We start from the raw sequence: 16,061 nt of genomic DNA on the forward strand, positions 1-16,061 counted from the left end.
CGTTCCGGAGAATAACTGCATGGCGCTGTCACAGCGTATTATCATTGTTGATGATGAACGCGCGGTCCGCAGTGGACTGAGCAATCTGTTGCACTCAGACGGCTACCCGACGCGCTTATATGAGTCCGGTGAGGCGCTCCTGAGCGATGACAATGCCCTTTCAGAGGCGGGCTTGCTGATTATTGATGTCGGACTCAAGGGCATGTCCGGTTTTGAGCTATTTGTCCTCCTGAAACAGCAGACAGAGCTGCCCCCGGTCATCTTTATCTCAGCAGATCTGGAAGAAACAACACTGTGGTATGCCATCGCCCTGGGGGCGGTCACGTTTTTGCGAAAGCCTATTGATGTTGATACGCTGCTGACACTGATCCGTTGCGAGTTATCCAGGGGAGAAGCCCGCTGATGAGCATGCTTTCGGTTAATGTCCAGGAAGGTGACGACGCAGGGATCGCGATTGACCACTTCGACACGCTGACACCGCTGGCGCAGGATGGCTGCCTGCTCTGGATACTGGCGCGCTGCCACTCTGGTGAATCCCTGATTATCGCTACGGGTCAAAGTGACGAGGTCACCTTTCAGGCGACGCAGCGACTTAAAAATGAGCGTGCGCTGGCGGGCTATCTTTCACCGCGCTGGGCAATCACCGCCACCGGCACCACCCGTTATCACAATCGGTACGCCCTGATTTATCCTTGCTTTCCGTTTCGTACTCTGGCTCACAATCTCGCCACTCCACCTGAAAACATCGCCGACTTCCTGCAGGTGGCATTGCAGCTCTGCCACACGCTCGGTCAGGCGCATCATCAGGGTATCGTGCATGGGGATATCAAGCCGGGTCACTTTTTTGTCACTGACGATGGGCGCTTCCGCCTGGGCGGGTTTGGACTGGCCTCGCTGGCAGCGCAGTCGGCGGACAAAACCAGCCTGCGCGCCTCAGGCGGTACGCTGGCCTATATGTCTCCTGAGCATACCGGCCGCACACCGCATCCCGTCAGCAGCCTCAGCGATCTCTACAGCCTGGGTGTGGTGCTGTATGAGTACCTGACCGGCAGACTGCCGTTTGGATCAGCAGAAGCGGGTGAAGCAGAGTGGATTCATCATCACATTGCTACCGCCCCCCGTCCCGCCGATCAGGTCAGAGAGGATGTGCCGCCGATGCTCTCGGTGATTCTGTTGCGCCTGCTGGCAAAGTCGCCCGCAGAGGGGTATCAGACCGTGCAGGGACTGATGGCCGATCTGCGCCGTTGTCAGGCAACCCTCTCAGCGGAAAACACCATTGCGCCGTTTACGCCCGGTTTGCAGGAGCGGTTCAGCAGCAGTTTCCGGCCCGAAACGCTGTTCACGCAGCATCCGCAGGCGCGCCTGTTACTGACCACGCTTGAGGCGGTCAACCGCAGCGGCACGCAGAGCCTGGTGATGCTGAGCGGTGCGCCCGGCTCCGGGAAGTCTGCCATTATCGCCTCCGCACTGAAAAACCTGCAGCACCGACAGATTCTGCTGGCCGCCAGCAAGGCCGATCAGCATTCGCCAGTCGCCCCCTATGCCTCAATCGCCTCCGCCTTTCGCACGGTCACGCTCTATCTGCTGGGTTTGTCCGCCCCGGAAGTCAGCAAATGGCGGGGGCGACTGTTGCGGTTACTGGGCGGGTATACCGATTTAGCCATTGAACTGGTACCCGAATTAAAACAGCTGCTGAATATCCGGACACTGTCGCCCGTGGTGCGCCATGCTCCGGACGCCCGCGAGCAGTTTAACCAGATGGCGTGTGCGCTGATTGAGGCTTTTGCCACGCCGGGTCGCCCGCTGGTGATGCTGATTGATGATGTTCACTGGGCAGATAATGCCACGCTGCAACTGCTGGAAACGCTGATTATTCGTAGTGAACATCTGCCTTTTATGCTGGTGCTCGCTTTCCGGGAGGGTGAATCAATGCCCTGTCCGATGATTGCCGGTTTTCTACTGCGGATCAGAGAATCCGCGGCGCGGGCCGTGGCGCTGACGCCACAGCCGCTCAGCGTGAAAAGTATCGGTCGCTGGCTGGCGGGGAGGCTGCATACCCGTCCCGGCGGCCATCGCGAACTGGCACAGATTATTTTCGACAAAACCGGCGGCAATCCACTCTCTGTGCAGGAGTTCTTTCGTCAGGCGGTGGACGATGGGGTCATTTACTTTCGTCAGAACCCGCTGAAATGGCATTACGACAGCCAGACACTGAGTACGCGTCAGTACACCGACAATGTGGCAACGCTGGTGCTGAATCAGCTGGTACGGATGCCGGAGATAACGCGGCAGCTGCTGGGCGATCTGGCCTGCCTGGGCGCCAGCGGCGAACTCTCCCTGATAAGTCATATCAGCAGAACCCCTGTTAAACGGCTTCAGCAGCAGCTTGAACCGGCAGTCAGTGGTCGTTTTATCACCCTGACGGGCGGTAACTACGCCTTTACCCACGATCGGGTTCACAACGCGGCATTTTCGCTGCCCGACCGCCGGCAGCAACAGCATCTTCACCAGCAGGCGGCGGCCTGGCTGTCAGACGCGGTGGTGACGGCGGATAACGGTGAAACACTGTTCCGCGCGGTTTATCACATTGGCATGATTGCTGAACTGCCGCTGAGTGTCGCAGAGCGTGAGCGGTATTATCCGCTCTGTCTGCGCGCTGCACAGGGAGCGAAACGTGCGGGGGACTATCTCTCGGCGCTGCGCTATCTGCGCACCGCCCAGCGACTTAGCCAGCGGATGGTGACCGGCAATGACTTTATGCTGGGTCTTGATGAGGCGGAGTGCGAGTTTCTGCACGGTAATCTCAGCAACGCACAATCGCTCTGCACCCGACTGCTGCGTGAGCCGGGAAAGCTCAGTGAAAAATCCAGGGCTGCCTGTCTCTCTGCTGAAATTCATATGCGCCAGTCTGACAATCATCTGGCACTGGAAACCGCACTCGCCTGGCTGGCGGTTTTTGGTGAGCAGTTCAACCGTAATCCGAATGACGCGGAGATCGACGCCGAATGGCTGTCGCTCAGAACGCGGATTGGTGACTCCCCGCAGACCGCTTTTTCACGGCTGCCGCTGAACAACAATGCCGAAACGGAGTCGGTGCTGAACCTGATGGCCAGCACAATTTTTGTTTCCGCCTACGACTGCCCGCAGCTGCATCTGATGCTGGTCTGCCGGATGCTGAAGATGACGCTGGACCAGGGCATGACAGGGGCTTCTGCGTTTGGCCTTGCCTGGTTCAGCGTGCTGACTGGCGACCGCTATCAGGCCTGGCAGTTTAGCTATGACTGTGGCCGGGTGGCGCGTGCGCTGGTGGAAGAGCATAACTTTATCCGCTACAAAGCACGCACGCTGCTGCCACTGGATCAGGTAGGGATCTGGACACAGCCGCTGGATGTCGCCGTGGAGTGTGCCCGCGAAAGCTTTCGCGTGGCGGTAATGCATGGCGACCGCTCTTTTGCCTGCCTCTCGCTGCGTCATCAGATCATGAACACGCTGACACGCGGCGACCACCTTGAGTCGGTGCTGACCTCCATTGAGCGTGGACTGGCGTTTACCCGCAAATCGTATTATCCCGACGTCGAGAACGTGCTCGTTATGCAGAAGCAACTGGTGATGCAACTGCGTAATAGCAATGGATTCAGGGCAGAGGATCGCGTCGCCTCTTTGCCGCTGGTAGCGGGCAGTGAGCCGGGGCCGATATCCGGCCCTAAAGCGATGGTGCGGTTCTGGGACGGTCTCTATCGGGGAATGGCGCATTTCTTTGCGGCTGAATACCGGGAGGCGCTGCGCTGTTTTGAGGATATTCGTCCGCTGATTAGCGCAGTGCCCGCTTATATCTATCTGATGGATTTTCATTTCTACAGCGCATTATCACTGAGTCACCAGCCTGAAGCGGCTGACAGCAATGTGCTGCGTGGCCATCTCGACAAGTTTGCTGACTGGGCTGACCTCAATCCTGGTCTGTTTGCAGACAAATATGCTCTGCTCAGGGCAGAGTGCGCGCGTCTGGCGGGCAACACGGGCGACGCTCTGAAGCAGTATGAACAGGCCATTCGTCTCTCCAGACAGGCGGGCTATCTGCACATCCATGCGCTGGCGAATCAGCTGGCGGGTCGCTGCTGCAAAGCCTTACAGCTGGACACCGCCGCAGATGCCTGGATTAAAGCGGCAATGGCAAGCTGGGAAAACTGGGGCGCGCAGGCAATGGTGCGCCAGCTGGAGCAGCGCTATCCGCATCTGTCCGCGCCGCTGCAAAACAGCGCACTGGCGACAATTCCGTTTACCCAGGATGCCGCATTCTATGACATGGAGAGCGTGCTGACCGCCGTGCGCGCCCTGACGGAGGAGATCAACCTTGATCGGTTGATACATACCCTGATGCGCATGCTGCTGGAGCGGGCCGGTGCTCAGCGCTGTCGGCTCATCCGGATTCTGGATGGCAATCTGCCGGAGACGCAGGCCTGGGCAGAGAGCATGGCAGAGGGGGTGCGTGTGCAGATTGTTAAAGAACGACCTCTCGCGTCCGACCTGCCTTTATCCGTGCTGTCAGCGGTGATCCGAACAGGCCAGGAGATACGCACCGGCAAACCGGCGGCGTTCAGTCCCTTCAGCCAGGATCCCTATCTGGTGGCTTCAGGCGCAGCGGTGTTGTGTGTCCCGATGTTCAGGCAGGCCAACATGGTCGGGGTGCTCTATCTGGAGAACCGCCTGATGCCCGACGCGTTTACTGCTGAGCACTCCCATATAGTAAAAACCCTGAGTGCGCAGGCGGCCGTTTCGCTGGAAAACGCACGGCTCTACGCAGAGCTGCTGGAGGAGAACGCTCATCGGCGGCGGGTTGAGAAGCAGTTGCGAGCCAGTAAAACCTCGCTGATGCTCGGCGAGAAGATCAGCCATACCGGCACCTGGCGCTGGGAATTGACAGAGGACATGATGATGGTCTCTGAAGAATATGGTCGCATTCTTGGCCTGCCAGCTGAACAAAAAGGGCTGTCGATGGCTGACTTTCTCACCCGCGTTCATCCCGATGATCATGCGTGCATCAGTGAACTGGTCACGCTTAGCGTCAGCCAGGGGCGCAGTATGCAGGCTGAGTTCCGTATACTCAGGCCGGACGGGGAATGCCGCTATATTAAAGGCATCGGAGAACCGGTGGACAATTTCCCGGAGGTGAAAGAGTATTTCGGCACCATTTCGGATATCACTTTACAGCGTCAGGCAGAAGATAGCGCGCGTATGGCGCAGGCGGACCTGGCTCGGGTTAGCCGCGCCACCACCGTCGGGCAGCTTACTGCTTCCATCGCCCATGAGATTAACCAGCCTCTGATGTCAATCGTGGCTAACGCGGGTGCCAGCCTGCGCTGGTTAAAGCGTGAACCCTTGATGCTGGAAAATGCCAGCAGCAGTCTGAACGAGATCATTAAAGAGGGTAAACGTGCCGGAGAGATTATTCGCGGTCTGCAGGCGCTGACCCGCAATCATGAACCGAGCTTTGCGCCAGAAAACCTGCATCTGATTGCCCGTGATATTCTGGCGCTCTCCCGGATCGAGCTGGAACGGCGGGGCATTTCACTGGAACTGAAACTCAAGGCGGCCAGGGCAGATATTTTCTGCGACCGCGTTCAGATTCAGCAGGTGCTGCTCAATCTGGTCATTAATGCTATCGATGCCATGTCCGATGATTTACCGCGCGCGGCCCTGCTGCGCCTCACCTCAGAGAATCCCACGGCTGAAACGCTGCGATTTGAGGTGCTGGATAGCGGTTGCGGATTGCCTGATGGCGTGCGTGACCGGATCTTTGAGTCGTTCTACACCACCAAGAAAAGCGGCATGGGCATGGGATTAACCATCAGTAAAGGGATCATCAAAAAGCACTGCGGAGAGTTAGGCGCAGAGAACCGGCCAGAAGGCGGCAGCCGTTTCTGGTTTACGCTGCCACTGGAATAAGCGTGTGGGCCAGCTTTACATCGTGGCTTTAGCGACGGCGGGTATGATCAATATTGAGCCGCTCAGCCGCACGCACCAGATCGGTCAGCGAGCGCGCATGCATCTTCTCCATCACTCGCCGCTTGTGGACTTTAGCCGTAATTTCACTGACGCCCATTTCGGCGGCAATCTGCTTATTGAGCAGGCCACTAATCGCCAGCAGCATCACCTCGCTTTCACGCGGCGTCAGGGTCTGGTGCCGCTGGAATATTTCTCGCCGCTCCTCAGAGGCGGCCATATTCTGTTCAGCGATGCGCAACGCTTCCGCTACTGCCTGCAACATATGATCGGGATCAACCGGTTTAGTCAGAAACTCATAAGCGCCGGTTTTCATCGCCCGCACTGTGACCGGAATGGTCCCGAAACCGGTTAAAAAGATGGTGGGGATCGTGTAACCGCGATCGAGCAAAGCCTGTGCGACATCGAATCCATCTGCGCCGGGAAGATTAATATCCAGAATCAGGCAACAGGGAAGGGGAGTGAATGCATGAGCCAGAAAATCATCTGCCGATGAAAACGTGATAACTGTGTAATCGTCGGCGGTGAGCAGATTACGTAATGCTGAAGTCACAGCAGCGTCGTCGTCAACAATATATACGATGGGATTCATAGGGACCTCATTCCAGCCAGAGTTTTACTGATAATTAAATTAAACATGACGCGTAAAGAGGCCCTGAACAGTGAGCCTCCGGCAGGGTTAACAGGATATTACCATAACAGTTATCATTATCATCTTATAATTAACAGCATGTTAATAATCAGATAAATTACTGATAGATATGATTAAAACGTGAGCGTTATTCTGTGGGCTGTGTGCCGTCATTCCGGTCTGCTGGGTATTGGACTATAAGCTGAGCGCCATATTTGTGTAATCAACAGAGCGCTCACTTGCGGCCAGCAGAATAGTGATCGCCATACGCTGAAATAGTCCATAAAATTGCTCACCGGATTAAATCTGCCTCGCTTTTTTAATGCCGTAATAAGTTTATGCCAGTGTGTAATTCATCTCTGGAATAAGCGGCACGGTAACTGACAATCAGTGGTTAACTCACTTCAGACTGAACAGCGCCGCAATTCACGCGATACACAACAAAAAGTCAGTTTATAGTTACAACATACATTTGGCGGATAAATGTATCAGGAATCAGGCAACAGAGTGATCATTGCTAAGCAGCATTCAGATTCCCTTTGTCATTATCACGAAGGTTTTGTCATAAAAAACCCCTGATTTCATCCGGTAAGAAGTCATTACATTTTAAAAAAGCCTTACCTGTCAGCGATTAACCTCAATAAGCGTAGCGGTATTCATGGCACGGCTGATAATCCTCACTAAGCTTGTGAAGTAACCCTTTAAATTTGGGGACATTTTCCAGCCCAGCGCTATCCGCCATGTCGTCATGAGGCTCATATGAGTGAAAATTACTGCACCATTCTTTTCAATGGTGAACGATTAGAAGGATTTGCTGATCAACCGCTTATCGATTTTCTGGATGCTCACGGGAAAAAACTGCCTCATGTCTGTTATCACCCGGCGTTAACGCCGCTACAAAGCTGTGATGTCTGCTGGGTCGATGCTAATGGCGAGCGTGTTCGCGGTTGTACGCTTCGTACTGAAGAGGGTTTGTCGGTCCGGAGTGAGGGCAGTGTGCTGAAAGCCGCGCAGCAGGAGGGTATGGATAGGCTGCTTAATCGTCATGAGCTTTACTGCACCGTCTGCGAACACAACACCGGCGACTGTACGCTGCATAACGCAGTAGCCGATATGCACATTCCGATTCAGTACTATCCTCATCAGCCCAAGCCTTACGCGAAAGATCACTCCAATCCGTTTTACACCTATGACCCTGACCAGTGCATCTTATGTGGTCGCTGTGTCGAGGCGTGCCAGAATGTAGAGGTCAACGAGACGCTCTCGATTGACTATACCCAGGCGCACCCACGCGTGTTGTGGGATGGCGGCACGGAAATCGCCGGCTCCAGTTGCGTCAGCTGTGGGCACTGCGTTACGGTCTGCCCGTGCAATGCACTGCTGGAAAAAACGATGCAGCCCGATGCGGGCCCGTTCACCGCGATGGATGAAGGGCTGAAGCGTCCGCTTATCGACTTTGTGAAAACGCTGGAAAACAGTATCGGCATGGAGCCAATTACCGGTGTGTCAAAAATTGACGTGGCGCTGCGCCAGTCTGAAATCAAACGCACCAAAACAGTCTGCACATATTGTGGCGTGGGCTGCAGCTTCGAAATCTGGACCCGCGATCGTCACATCCTGAAAATTCAGCCGGTCGCCGAAGCGCCAGCCAATGGTATTTCCACCTGTGTTAAAGGCAAGTTTGGCTGGGATTTCGTCAACAGCGCGGAACGCCTGACAACGCCGCTGATTCGCGAGAATGGCCGCTTCCGGCCTGCCAGCTGGGATGAAGCATTACAGCGGATTGCCGATGGATTACGTGGTGTTGCGCAGAACTATGGCGGTGACGCGATAGGCTTTATTGGCTCCAGTAAAGCGAGTAACGAAGAAGCCTATCTCACCCAGAAAATCGCCCGTTTAATCTTCGGCACCAACAATGTCGATAACTCTTCACGCTATTGTCAGAACCCGGCCACAGAAGGGTTATTTCGGACTGTGGGCTACGGTGGCGATGCCGGAACAATAAAAGATCTGCAGGAAACCGATCTGATTGTGCTGGTCGGCAGTAACCTTTCCGAGAACCATCCGGTTATCGCTTCGCACATCAAACAGAGCCATAAACATCGCGGACAGAAACTGCTGGTTGTCGATCCGCGTCGTCACGAAATGGCGGAACGGGCTGACTGCTATCTGCGCATCCGGCCAGGTAGCGATCTCGTCTGGGCCTCAGCGATGGCGAAATATATGTTCGATCACGGTTATGCCGATGACGCGTTTCTGTCACAGCGGGTTAATCAAGTCGAAGAGTACCGCGCTTCGCTCGATGCATTTACGCTCGACTATGCCAGCAAGATCTGTGGCCTGAGCGAAGCCGAACTCACAGAGGCGGCGGAGATGATTGGCCAGGCGAGCAGCGCCTGCATATTGTGGGCGATGGGGATTACCCAGCACAGCCACGGTGCCGACACCAGCACGGCGCTGTCGAACCTGCTGCTGGTCACCGGCAACTATGGCCGGTCTGGCACCGGCGGATACCCGATGCGCGGACACAACAATGTGCAGGGCGCCAGCGACTTCGGCTGCCTGAGCAATCTCTATCCCGGCTATGAAAAAGTCACTGACGCGGCGGTGCGGGAGAAATGGGCGCGAGCATGGGGCATCGCGCCTGAGGCACTCTCCGACCAGCCCGGCGCGGATAACTTCAAAATGGTGCAGGAGGCGGGTGAAGGTAAAATCCGCGCGATGTATATCACCGGCGAAGAGACCGCCTTTGCGGATGCTGACTCAGATTCTGTGCATGCCGCCTTCACCAAACTGGAATTTATGGTGGTTCAGGACATTTTCATGTCGCGCACGGCTGAGTTTGCCGATGTGGTGTTACCCGGCGCGCCCAGCGTGGAGAAAGAGGGGACGTTTGTGAACACCGAGCGACGCATCCAGCACTTCTCGCCCGCCATGAAACCCCTGGGCGACTGTCGTCCCGACTGGCAGATTTTCACCGAACTCGCCGCGCGCCTCGGTCACCCGTGGCATTACCCGAATCCGGGCGCGATCATGGCGGAAGCAGCGGGCATTGCAGATATTTTCGCCGGCGTAAGCTATGAGCAACTGGTCGGCTGGCAGTCGCAACTCTGGCCGGTCAATGCCGCAGGTGAAAGCACGCCGCGTCTCTACACGGAACGGTTTAATTTCCCGGATGGCAAAGCCCGGCTTTATCCGCTGAGCTGGCAGCCACCCGCCGAGCAGGAGGATGCAGAGTACAATCTCCTGCTGAATAACGGCAGGATGCTGGAGCATTTTCAGTCGATGAACCAGACCGGTCAGGGTGGCCGCATGATGTCGCTGTCACCTAATGCCTTTGTTGAGATCTCACCGGAACTGGCTGCCTCGCGCGCGCTGACGGAAGGAGAATGGGTGCGCATCACCTCACGGCGCGGCTCGCTGGATGTGCCGGTTGTTATCACCGAACGCGTGGCGGGCAACGTCATGTTTATGCCAATTCATCATGGTAAGGATGGCGTCAACGCGCTGACCGGCGAACATCACGATCCCGACGTCAACACACCGGCTTATAAAGAGCTTGCCGTGAACATGAAGCGAATCGAACGGCGGACGCAGCCCAATCCGTTGCCGTTACACAACTTCCGTTACGGCAGTCGGACCCCGCTGGATCACCTGCCGATTGAACAAAAATGGCAGCAGGCAGGCTACCGTGAACCGCCTGAACACGTAGACAAACCGGAGAAATTTTAATGGCAGAACGGATGAAATATCAGGTCACGCCGACACGTACTGAGCCAACCGCACGCGAAGCGATGGATGAGCTGATTGAAAATCTCCACCAGCACGGTTTTCTGCGGCTGGCGAACGACCTGGTTAAATCAAATAGCGAGGTGGGGAAAATCCTGGTTTCGGGCCTTAATCAGCCGGGTACGCAGAACGCGCTACAGAATCTCTCGCTACTGATGATGACGCTGGGCAGTGTGCCGCCAGAAAGTTTTAATCATATGCTGCTGGCGGTTCGTGATGCCGCAATGGCGGTTAAACCGGCGCGCGATGAAGCGCGTCAGGAAAAAGCCGCGCCAGGCATCCGCGGCATCATCCGGTTGCTCAATGATGAAGATCTGTGGCGTGGACTGCGCCCGATCTTCGCCGCGCTGGAGGTCTTCTCACAGCAGATTGACCGTGAAGAGCAGAAGCCGATTACCCGCTTCAGTGGCAAGCCCACACGGGAGTAGTTCAGCCTGCGTTCGTTCAGGATTGCGTGGGGGTGTAGATCAGATGACCGGCTACACCGCCCGCGCCGCCATCTTTTGGATGATTGATACCATCGGAGACCGGGACATCGGTGAAATCAAACGGCGAAACCCCCTCAAGGCAGGCGACATTCACCCCGAACTGATCGGGCTGTGAGCGGCTCTGATGAAAGGTGTAAATGCCACAAACCGAACAGAAGTAGTGGCCCACCTCTTTGCTGTTGAATCGATATTCGGTGAGCTGCGCTTCACCCCGGATCAGCTCCACCTTTGTCGCAAATACCACCACCGCGCCGCGCATCCGGCAAAACGAACAGTTGCAGCGGCGCACCGAATGAAATCCATCCTTCAGCGTCACCCGATACGCCACCGCGCCACAGTGGCATTGCGCTGTCATTTCATTTTGCATCCTGATCTCCTGTGTAGTGAAACCAACCAGCTTTCAGCCTACGCCAAAGCCTAGGATTTGGCAGCATCGGGTGCGGATTTGTCGACCATTAGTATAGCCAGGGCAGTGTGCATTTATCGGGTTCGCCTGCGACATGATTTATTTCATCACGCCGTATCAGACAGTAATAAGCATCATCTCTTCCGCTTCAAACGCCTCAAGCAGTTCTTTATCGAGCTTCTCTTCCACGACGAGCGTTGAGATTTCACGGCATTTCGCCACGCTGAATCGCGCTACTGCGGGGATTTTATCCGCTGTCAGCCCGACAATGACCTGATTGCTTTGCGCCATGGCGACTTTCTTGAATTCGCAATCCGCATAGTTAAAACCGGTCAGCCCGGCCTCCGGGCTCATGGCGCAGCCGCCAATAAACGCCTGATCAAACAGAATCCCCTGGATCTGGTTGATCGCGGTTTGCCCGACCGCGCCGCCGGTGCTCTTCTGTATCTGCCCGCCCAGCATAATTACCTCCGCAGCAGGATGGTTGATCAGTAGCGCAGCAATATCGGGCGCATTGGTGACGACGGTGATATTCAAATCTGGTGATAGCGCCTGTGCCAGCGCCAGATTGGTCGTACCGGCATCAACAAAGATGCAGCTATTGGCTTTCACCAGGCTGGCACAGCGCTGCGCAATCAGGGCTTTTGCTGCGTGATCGTGAGCTTTCCGGCTGACAAAGCTGCCCGCCTCCTGCAGCTGTAACACCGCACCGCCATAGACCTTTTTACATAAACCCTCTTTACTGAGTTCATGGAGATCGCGGCGGATAGTGTGCTCTGACACGGCCAGTTGCCTTGCAAGGTCAGCGCAGACCACACGTCCTTTGTCCTTCAATATCTCACGAATCAGCGCTTGTCGCTGCTGCGGGAAAGCTGCATAATCGAGCATATAAACCTCAAATAATTCAAAATCGAGCTATAGTGAGCATAATCGTTCACTGCCGGGCAGGGAGTCAATAGCGATCTCTCAGTCCTGTCAGCTCTTCACGACATCCCTCAAAGGAATGCAATGGCTAATAACGTCTCTTCCACACTGGCAACACGCATTATCTTTTTTATCGCTGGATTTATAACCGCGACCTGGGCGGTGATTGTGCCTTTCGCCCGCGGCAATACCGGCGTTAATGAGGCGCAACTCGGCACCTTGCTGCTTTGTCTTGGCGTCGGCGCGCTGATTGCGATGCCGGTGACGGGCTGGCTGACCAGCCGCTTTGGCTGCCGCCGGGTGATTCTGGTCGCTGTCGCGCTGGTCATCATCAGTACGCCATGGCTGTCGGTGCTCAGCGACCCGCTATTGCTGGCGCTGGCGTTGCTGGTTTTTGGCATCGGCATCGGCGTGACCGACTGCGCCATGAACATCCAGGCGATCCTGGTGGAGAAGCAGGCGGCGAAGCCTGTGATGTCTGGCTTTCACGGCATGTACAGTGTGGGCGGCATTGCCGGGGCGGGCTTTATGACGCTGCTGCTGGCGATGGGTTTTAGCGTGCTCACCGGCTGTTTGCTGGCGGTAGCGGCGGTGATTATCATGACGCTGGTCAGCGCACCGGGTTTACTGACCTACGCGAACCCCGCTGAAGGCCCGGTATTTGCTGTTCCGCGCGGCAGCGTACTGATTATCGGCATCATCTGCTTTGCCGTCTTCCTGACCGAAGGCACCGTGCTGGACTGGAGTGCTGTCTATCTGACCGACGTCCGGGCCATGCCGGCATCACTGGGCGGACTGGGCTATACCTGCTTTGCCATTGCGATGACCGTGGCGCGTCTGACCGGCGATCGCATCATTTCGTCGCTGGGTCGTCTGCCTGTAGTACTGGGTGGCGCACTGATTGCCGCCGCTGGCATGGCGATGGTGACCTTTATCGCCTCCTGGCCGCTGGCGTTGCTGGGCTACACCCTTGTCGGCGCAGGCTGCGCCAATATCGTGCCGGTAATGTTCACCGCCGCCGGACGTCAGAGGGTGATGCCGCAGGCGGTCGCCGTGCCTGCCATTACTACTCTGGGTTACCTGGGGGTACTGAGCGGGCCAGCCGTGATTGGCTACGTGGCGCATTACACGCATCTCGCTTTTTCGTTTTCACTGATTATGGCGCTGATGCTGATCGTCGGTGCGGTCTCTCTGACCCTGGATCTGGGCCGTAGCCGCGCGGGGGAGAATGCATAAAATTACCCAGTCCGCGCTCCTGACAGACTTTCATTGAACGGGGCGCGGATTAATCTTCAGGAGGAACGGAAGTGGCCTGCCATTACTCTCCCAGCCTGACCCAGCGGCGTCCCGCCAGCACCGTCAGCGCCACGATGGTGATGCCCGCAGCCAGATGCATAGAAAAATCGATGGCGTGCAGATGGGTGTCATGACACAGCGACAGCAACATCGATGAGGTAAACGCACTGCCACAGCCGCTCAGCGCCAGACTGCGCGCGGGATAGAGTGAACGGGTGCGCTTCAGGGCGATCACGGACATCAGCATCATCGGCGCGCTGGCCGACAGCATAAACAGATAGCAATGTATCCCTTCACCAAAGCGGCTTGCGCCCGCAGACGTGGTTTCAGATGACATGTTGATCAGATTCAGCCCCAGCCACATCACTGCCAGCATCAGCGGCCAGCGCAGGCTGACTGGTTTTCTGCCGGCGATACTCAGCGTAAACGCAGCCGCCAGCGTGCTGCCCGCGATGACAAGAGAGAGCAGTACGGCGATAAATGCCAGCCATGCGCCAGGCTGACTCCAGTCAGTAAACCTGCTGTGAAACGCCCAGCTGGTCAGTGCGCCAAAAGGCAGAGCAAGCGCGATCCAGCCCGCAACGCGCCAGGCGGTGGGCCAGACGCGCTGCACCGGCTGCGCGGAGGCGCTGAGCTGATTAATTAACTGGTCATGATTTCTCATGATGACCCCGTCCATATTTACGAAGGTTGACCATTGCGCGATGCAACAGGGATTTAACGGCAGAAAGAGACTGATGGGTTTCAGCGGCTGCCTGCGCCAGGCTCTGCTCGCGCAGATGCACGGATTCGACGATCTCCCGCTGACGTAGCGGAAGGGTATCGAGATAGCCTGAGAGAATATCGGCATCGGCTGAGGCTTCTGCACTTTCAGCGGGCCGCTGCTGCAGCGCCTCATCATCCTGAACCTCCTGACGACGACCATGCTGGCGCAGCGTATCAATCGTTCGGGCAGAGGCGATAGCGGCTACCCATGGCAAGATCGGGCGCTGCGGATCGTAGGTATGCCGCACCCGATGGATTGCCAGCAGCGTTTCCTGAATCACATCCTCAACCAGCCCCTCGTCACGCATTTTTTTGCGCACCAGTGCCCGGATGGCCGGAACCATCGCTTTGAGTAACTGGTTATAGGCTGCTTTGTCGCCCGCCTGCGCCCGGGCCATTAAGGCTGGCCAGTGCTGTGCGCGTTGATCAGTGTCTGACATCATTTATCAGCAGGTCAGCACACTGTCGCCGTGTGCTGATACCGGAGCAGAACATCGTTTCATCAATCGTCTCAGGTTTTCTTTCCTTTTTCCGTTGCCTGATCCAGCGCTGAAATCACGATGCCTGGCGTCAGCACCTGCGGGAGTACCACGGGTTTACCACCGTCAGCCGGGTAGACCACGTAGAGGGGTAATCCACCGCGTCCGAAATCGCTAAGCGCCTGTTCAACATCGGGATTGTATTTAGTCGAGTCCGCGACCATGTAAATGGTGCTGGTACGCGCCATGGCTGCTTTTACCGCTTGCGTCGACAACGACGTGCGATCGTTGACCTGGCAGGTAATACACCAGGACGCGGTAAAGTTCACCAGGATGGGCTTGCCCTGGCCTTTGATTGCGTCAACATTCTGGGGCGACCAGGCCACCGCTGCAGCAGCCGGTGAGGTGGTTTCCGTCTCAGCTGGTCCCGTGGCAAAACTGTTGATATTCAACAACGGCACCACGACCAGCGCCAGAAAGAACGCGGTGGCAACATGCATTACCACATGACGCTGTCCCATCATACGGCGTTTCTGCGCCATGCCATACAGCCAGGCAGCAAAACTAAACAGTAAGCAGCAGGCCAGAATCGCGGCCAGCGCAGTCGATCCCGCCTGACGTTCCAGTACCCAGATCAGCCAGCCCACCGCACCCAGCATCGGAAACGCCAGACCCTGTTTTAAGGTGATCATCCAGGCGCCCGGTTTTGGCAATATTCTCGCCAGCACCGGGAAGAATGAGATCAGGGTAAAGGGCGCAGCAAAGCCCAGCGCCAGCGATATAAAGATCACCACACTCACCAGCGGAGGCTGAGTCAGGGCATATCCCACTGCGCTGGCCATGAAAGGTGCGCTACAGGGAGTGGCGACAATGATGGCCAGCGCGCCGGTCAGCGCTGAACCCACTAATCCTCCGCGATCGCCACCCACTTCGCCAACCCGCTGAATCGACAGTCCGACTTCAAACAGACCGAGCAAATTTAGTGCTGAACCCAGCATCACCAGAATCAGCGCTGCAATGACCAGCGGCGATTGCAGCTGAAATCCCCAGCCCACCGAGGCACCGCCCGCCCTGGCCAGTAGCAATACGGCGGTCAGGGCAACCATCGTCACCACGACGCCGAGCAAAAAGGCCAGGCCTTCTGCCCGGGCGTGGGAGGGTGATTCGTGGTGGCGGATCAGGCTCAGTGCTTTCAGTGAGATCACCGGAAACACGCAGGGCATGAGGTTCAGAATAATGCCGCCCAGGAAGGCGGCTACAATCGCAGTCAGCATGGTGTACCT

The 16,061-nt window shown here is 56.6% G+C and carries 11 protein-coding genes; 5 read left to right on the forward strand and 6 right to left on the reverse strand.

Annotated elements, in window-relative coordinates; translation table 11 throughout:
• Window positions 1-19 precede the first annotated feature (19 nt).
• Both N1689_RS08090 and N1689_RS08095 read left to right on the forward strand, forming a co-directional pair.
• Window positions 20-403, forward strand: a complete 384-nt coding sequence (locus N1689_RS08090; protein ID WP_161734598.1) for a response regulator transcription factor — start codon at window positions 20-22, stop codon at window positions 401-403.
• On the forward strand, window positions 403-5,943 hold the full coding sequence (locus N1689_RS08095; RefSeq protein WP_260058510.1) for an AAA family ATPase: 5,541 nt from the start codon (window positions 403-405) through the stop codon (window positions 5,941-5,943). Before N1689_RS08090 ends, N1689_RS08095 begins: the two co-directional genes overlap by 1 nt.
• A 28-nt stretch (window positions 5,944-5,971) precedes the next feature.
• On the opposite strand, the gene N1689_RS08100 is transcribed toward N1689_RS08095, so the two are convergent.
• A complete protein-coding gene (locus N1689_RS08100) occupies window positions 5,972-6,592 on the reverse strand; it encodes a response regulator transcription factor (RefSeq protein ID WP_161734604.1) in 621 nt (206 codons plus the stop codon).
• A 798-nt stretch (window positions 6,593-7,390) separates the two neighbouring features.
• Here N1689_RS08100 and fdhF point away from each other — a divergent pair.
• Window positions 7,391-10,363, forward strand: coding sequence for a formate dehydrogenase subunit alpha (gene fdhF / locus N1689_RS08105; RefSeq protein WP_260058512.1), 2,973 nt, complete (start codon window positions 7,391-7,393; stop codon window positions 10,361-10,363).
• Window positions 10,363-10,848, forward strand: coding sequence for a DUF1641 domain-containing protein (locus tag N1689_RS08110; protein WP_260058514.1), 486 nt, complete (start codon window positions 10,363-10,365; stop codon window positions 10,846-10,848). The genes fdhF and N1689_RS08110 overlap by 1 nt, the downstream gene beginning before the upstream one ends.
• A gap of 16 nt (window positions 10,849-10,864) precedes the next feature.
• Here the strand turns inward: N1689_RS08110 and N1689_RS08115 are convergent, their stop codons facing one another.
• Together N1689_RS08115 and N1689_RS08120 are read right to left on the reverse strand one after the other, a co-directional pair.
• The gene (locus N1689_RS08115) at window positions 10,865-11,275 is read right to left on the reverse strand and encodes a GFA family protein (RefSeq protein ID WP_260058515.1); all 411 of its coding nucleotides are present in this window, start codon (window positions 11,273-11,275) and stop codon (window positions 10,865-10,867) included.
• Window positions 11,276-11,431: 156 nt separating this feature from the next.
• Window positions 11,432-12,202 carry a DeoR/GlpR family DNA-binding transcription regulator gene (locus N1689_RS08120; protein ID WP_161734612.1) on the reverse strand — a complete coding sequence of 257 codons (771 nt, stop codon included), beginning with the start codon at window positions 12,200-12,202 and terminating at the stop codon, window positions 11,432-11,434.
• Between the two features lie 120 nt (window positions 12,203-12,322).
• On the opposite strand from N1689_RS08120, the gene N1689_RS08125 reads away from it, so the two are divergent.
• Window positions 12,323-13,474, forward strand: a complete 1,152-nt coding sequence (locus tag N1689_RS08125) for an MFS transporter (RefSeq protein ID WP_260058516.1) — start codon at window positions 12,323-12,325, stop codon at window positions 13,472-13,474.
• Window positions 13,475-13,556: 82 nt separating this feature from the next.
• Here N1689_RS08125 and N1689_RS08130 read toward each other — a convergent pair whose 3' ends face one another.
• The 3 genes from N1689_RS08130 to N1689_RS08140 form a co-directional block, all read right to left on the reverse strand.
• A complete protein-coding gene (locus N1689_RS08130; RefSeq protein WP_222925846.1) occupies window positions 13,557-14,198 on the reverse strand; it encodes a DUF1109 domain-containing protein in 642 nt (213 codons plus the stop codon).
• Window positions 14,185-14,739: a sigma-70 family RNA polymerase sigma factor gene (locus N1689_RS08135; protein WP_161734687.1), complete on the reverse strand. Its 555-nt coding sequence runs from the start codon at window positions 14,737-14,739 to the stop codon at window positions 14,185-14,187. Before N1689_RS08135 ends, N1689_RS08130 begins: the two co-directional genes overlap by 14 nt.
• A 71-nt stretch (window positions 14,740-14,810) precedes the next feature.
• Entirely contained in the window at window positions 14,811-16,052 is a 1,242-nt protein-coding gene (locus N1689_RS08140) for a protein-disulfide reductase DsbD (RefSeq protein WP_260058517.1), read from the reverse strand.
• Window positions 16,053-16,061: the final 9 nt, after the last annotated feature.

This window comes from Pantoea sp. XY16 (assembly GCF_025153065.1).
GTDB classification, from domain to species: Bacteria; Pseudomonadota; Gammaproteobacteria; order Enterobacterales; family Enterobacteriaceae; genus Pantoea; species Pantoea alfalfae.

Excerpts from the sequence above, each read along its gene's own strand:
- N1689_RS08090 (WP_161734598.1), top strand. The coding sequence starts at position 20 with ATGGCGCTGTCACAGCGTATTATCATTGTTGATGATGAACGCGCGGTC.
- N1689_RS08095 (WP_260058510.1), top strand. The coding sequence starts at position 403 with ATGAGCATGCTTTCGGTTAATGTCCAGGAAGGTGACGACGCAGGGATC.
- N1689_RS08100 (WP_161734604.1), bottom strand. The coding sequence starts at position 6,592 with ATGAATCCCATCGTATATATTGTTGACGACGACGCTGCTGTGACTTCA.
- fdhF (WP_260058512.1), top strand. The coding sequence starts at position 7,391 with ATGAGTGAAAATTACTGCACCATTCTTTTCAATGGTGAACGATTAGAA.
- N1689_RS08110 (WP_260058514.1), top strand. The coding sequence starts at position 10,363 with ATGGCAGAACGGATGAAATATCAGGTCACGCCGACACGTACTGAGCCA.
- N1689_RS08115 (WP_260058515.1), bottom strand. The coding sequence starts at position 11,275 with ATGCAAAATGAAATGACAGCGCAATGCCACTGTGGCGCGGTGGCGTAT.
- N1689_RS08120 (WP_161734612.1), bottom strand. The coding sequence starts at position 12,202 with ATGCTCGATTATGCAGCTTTCCCGCAGCAGCGACAAGCGCTGATTCGT.
- N1689_RS08125 (WP_260058516.1), top strand. The coding sequence starts at position 12,323 with ATGGCTAATAACGTCTCTTCCACACTGGCAACACGCATTATCTTTTTT.
- N1689_RS08130 (WP_222925846.1), bottom strand. The coding sequence starts at position 14,198 with ATGAGAAATCATGACCAGTTAATTAATCAGCTCAGCGCCTCCGCGCAG.
- N1689_RS08135 (WP_161734687.1), bottom strand. The coding sequence starts at position 14,739 with ATGTCAGACACTGATCAACGCGCACAGCACTGGCCAGCCTTAATGGCC.
- N1689_RS08140 (WP_260058517.1), bottom strand. The coding sequence starts at position 16,052 with ATGCTGACTGCGATTGTAGCCGCCTTCCTGGGCGGCATTATTCTGAAC.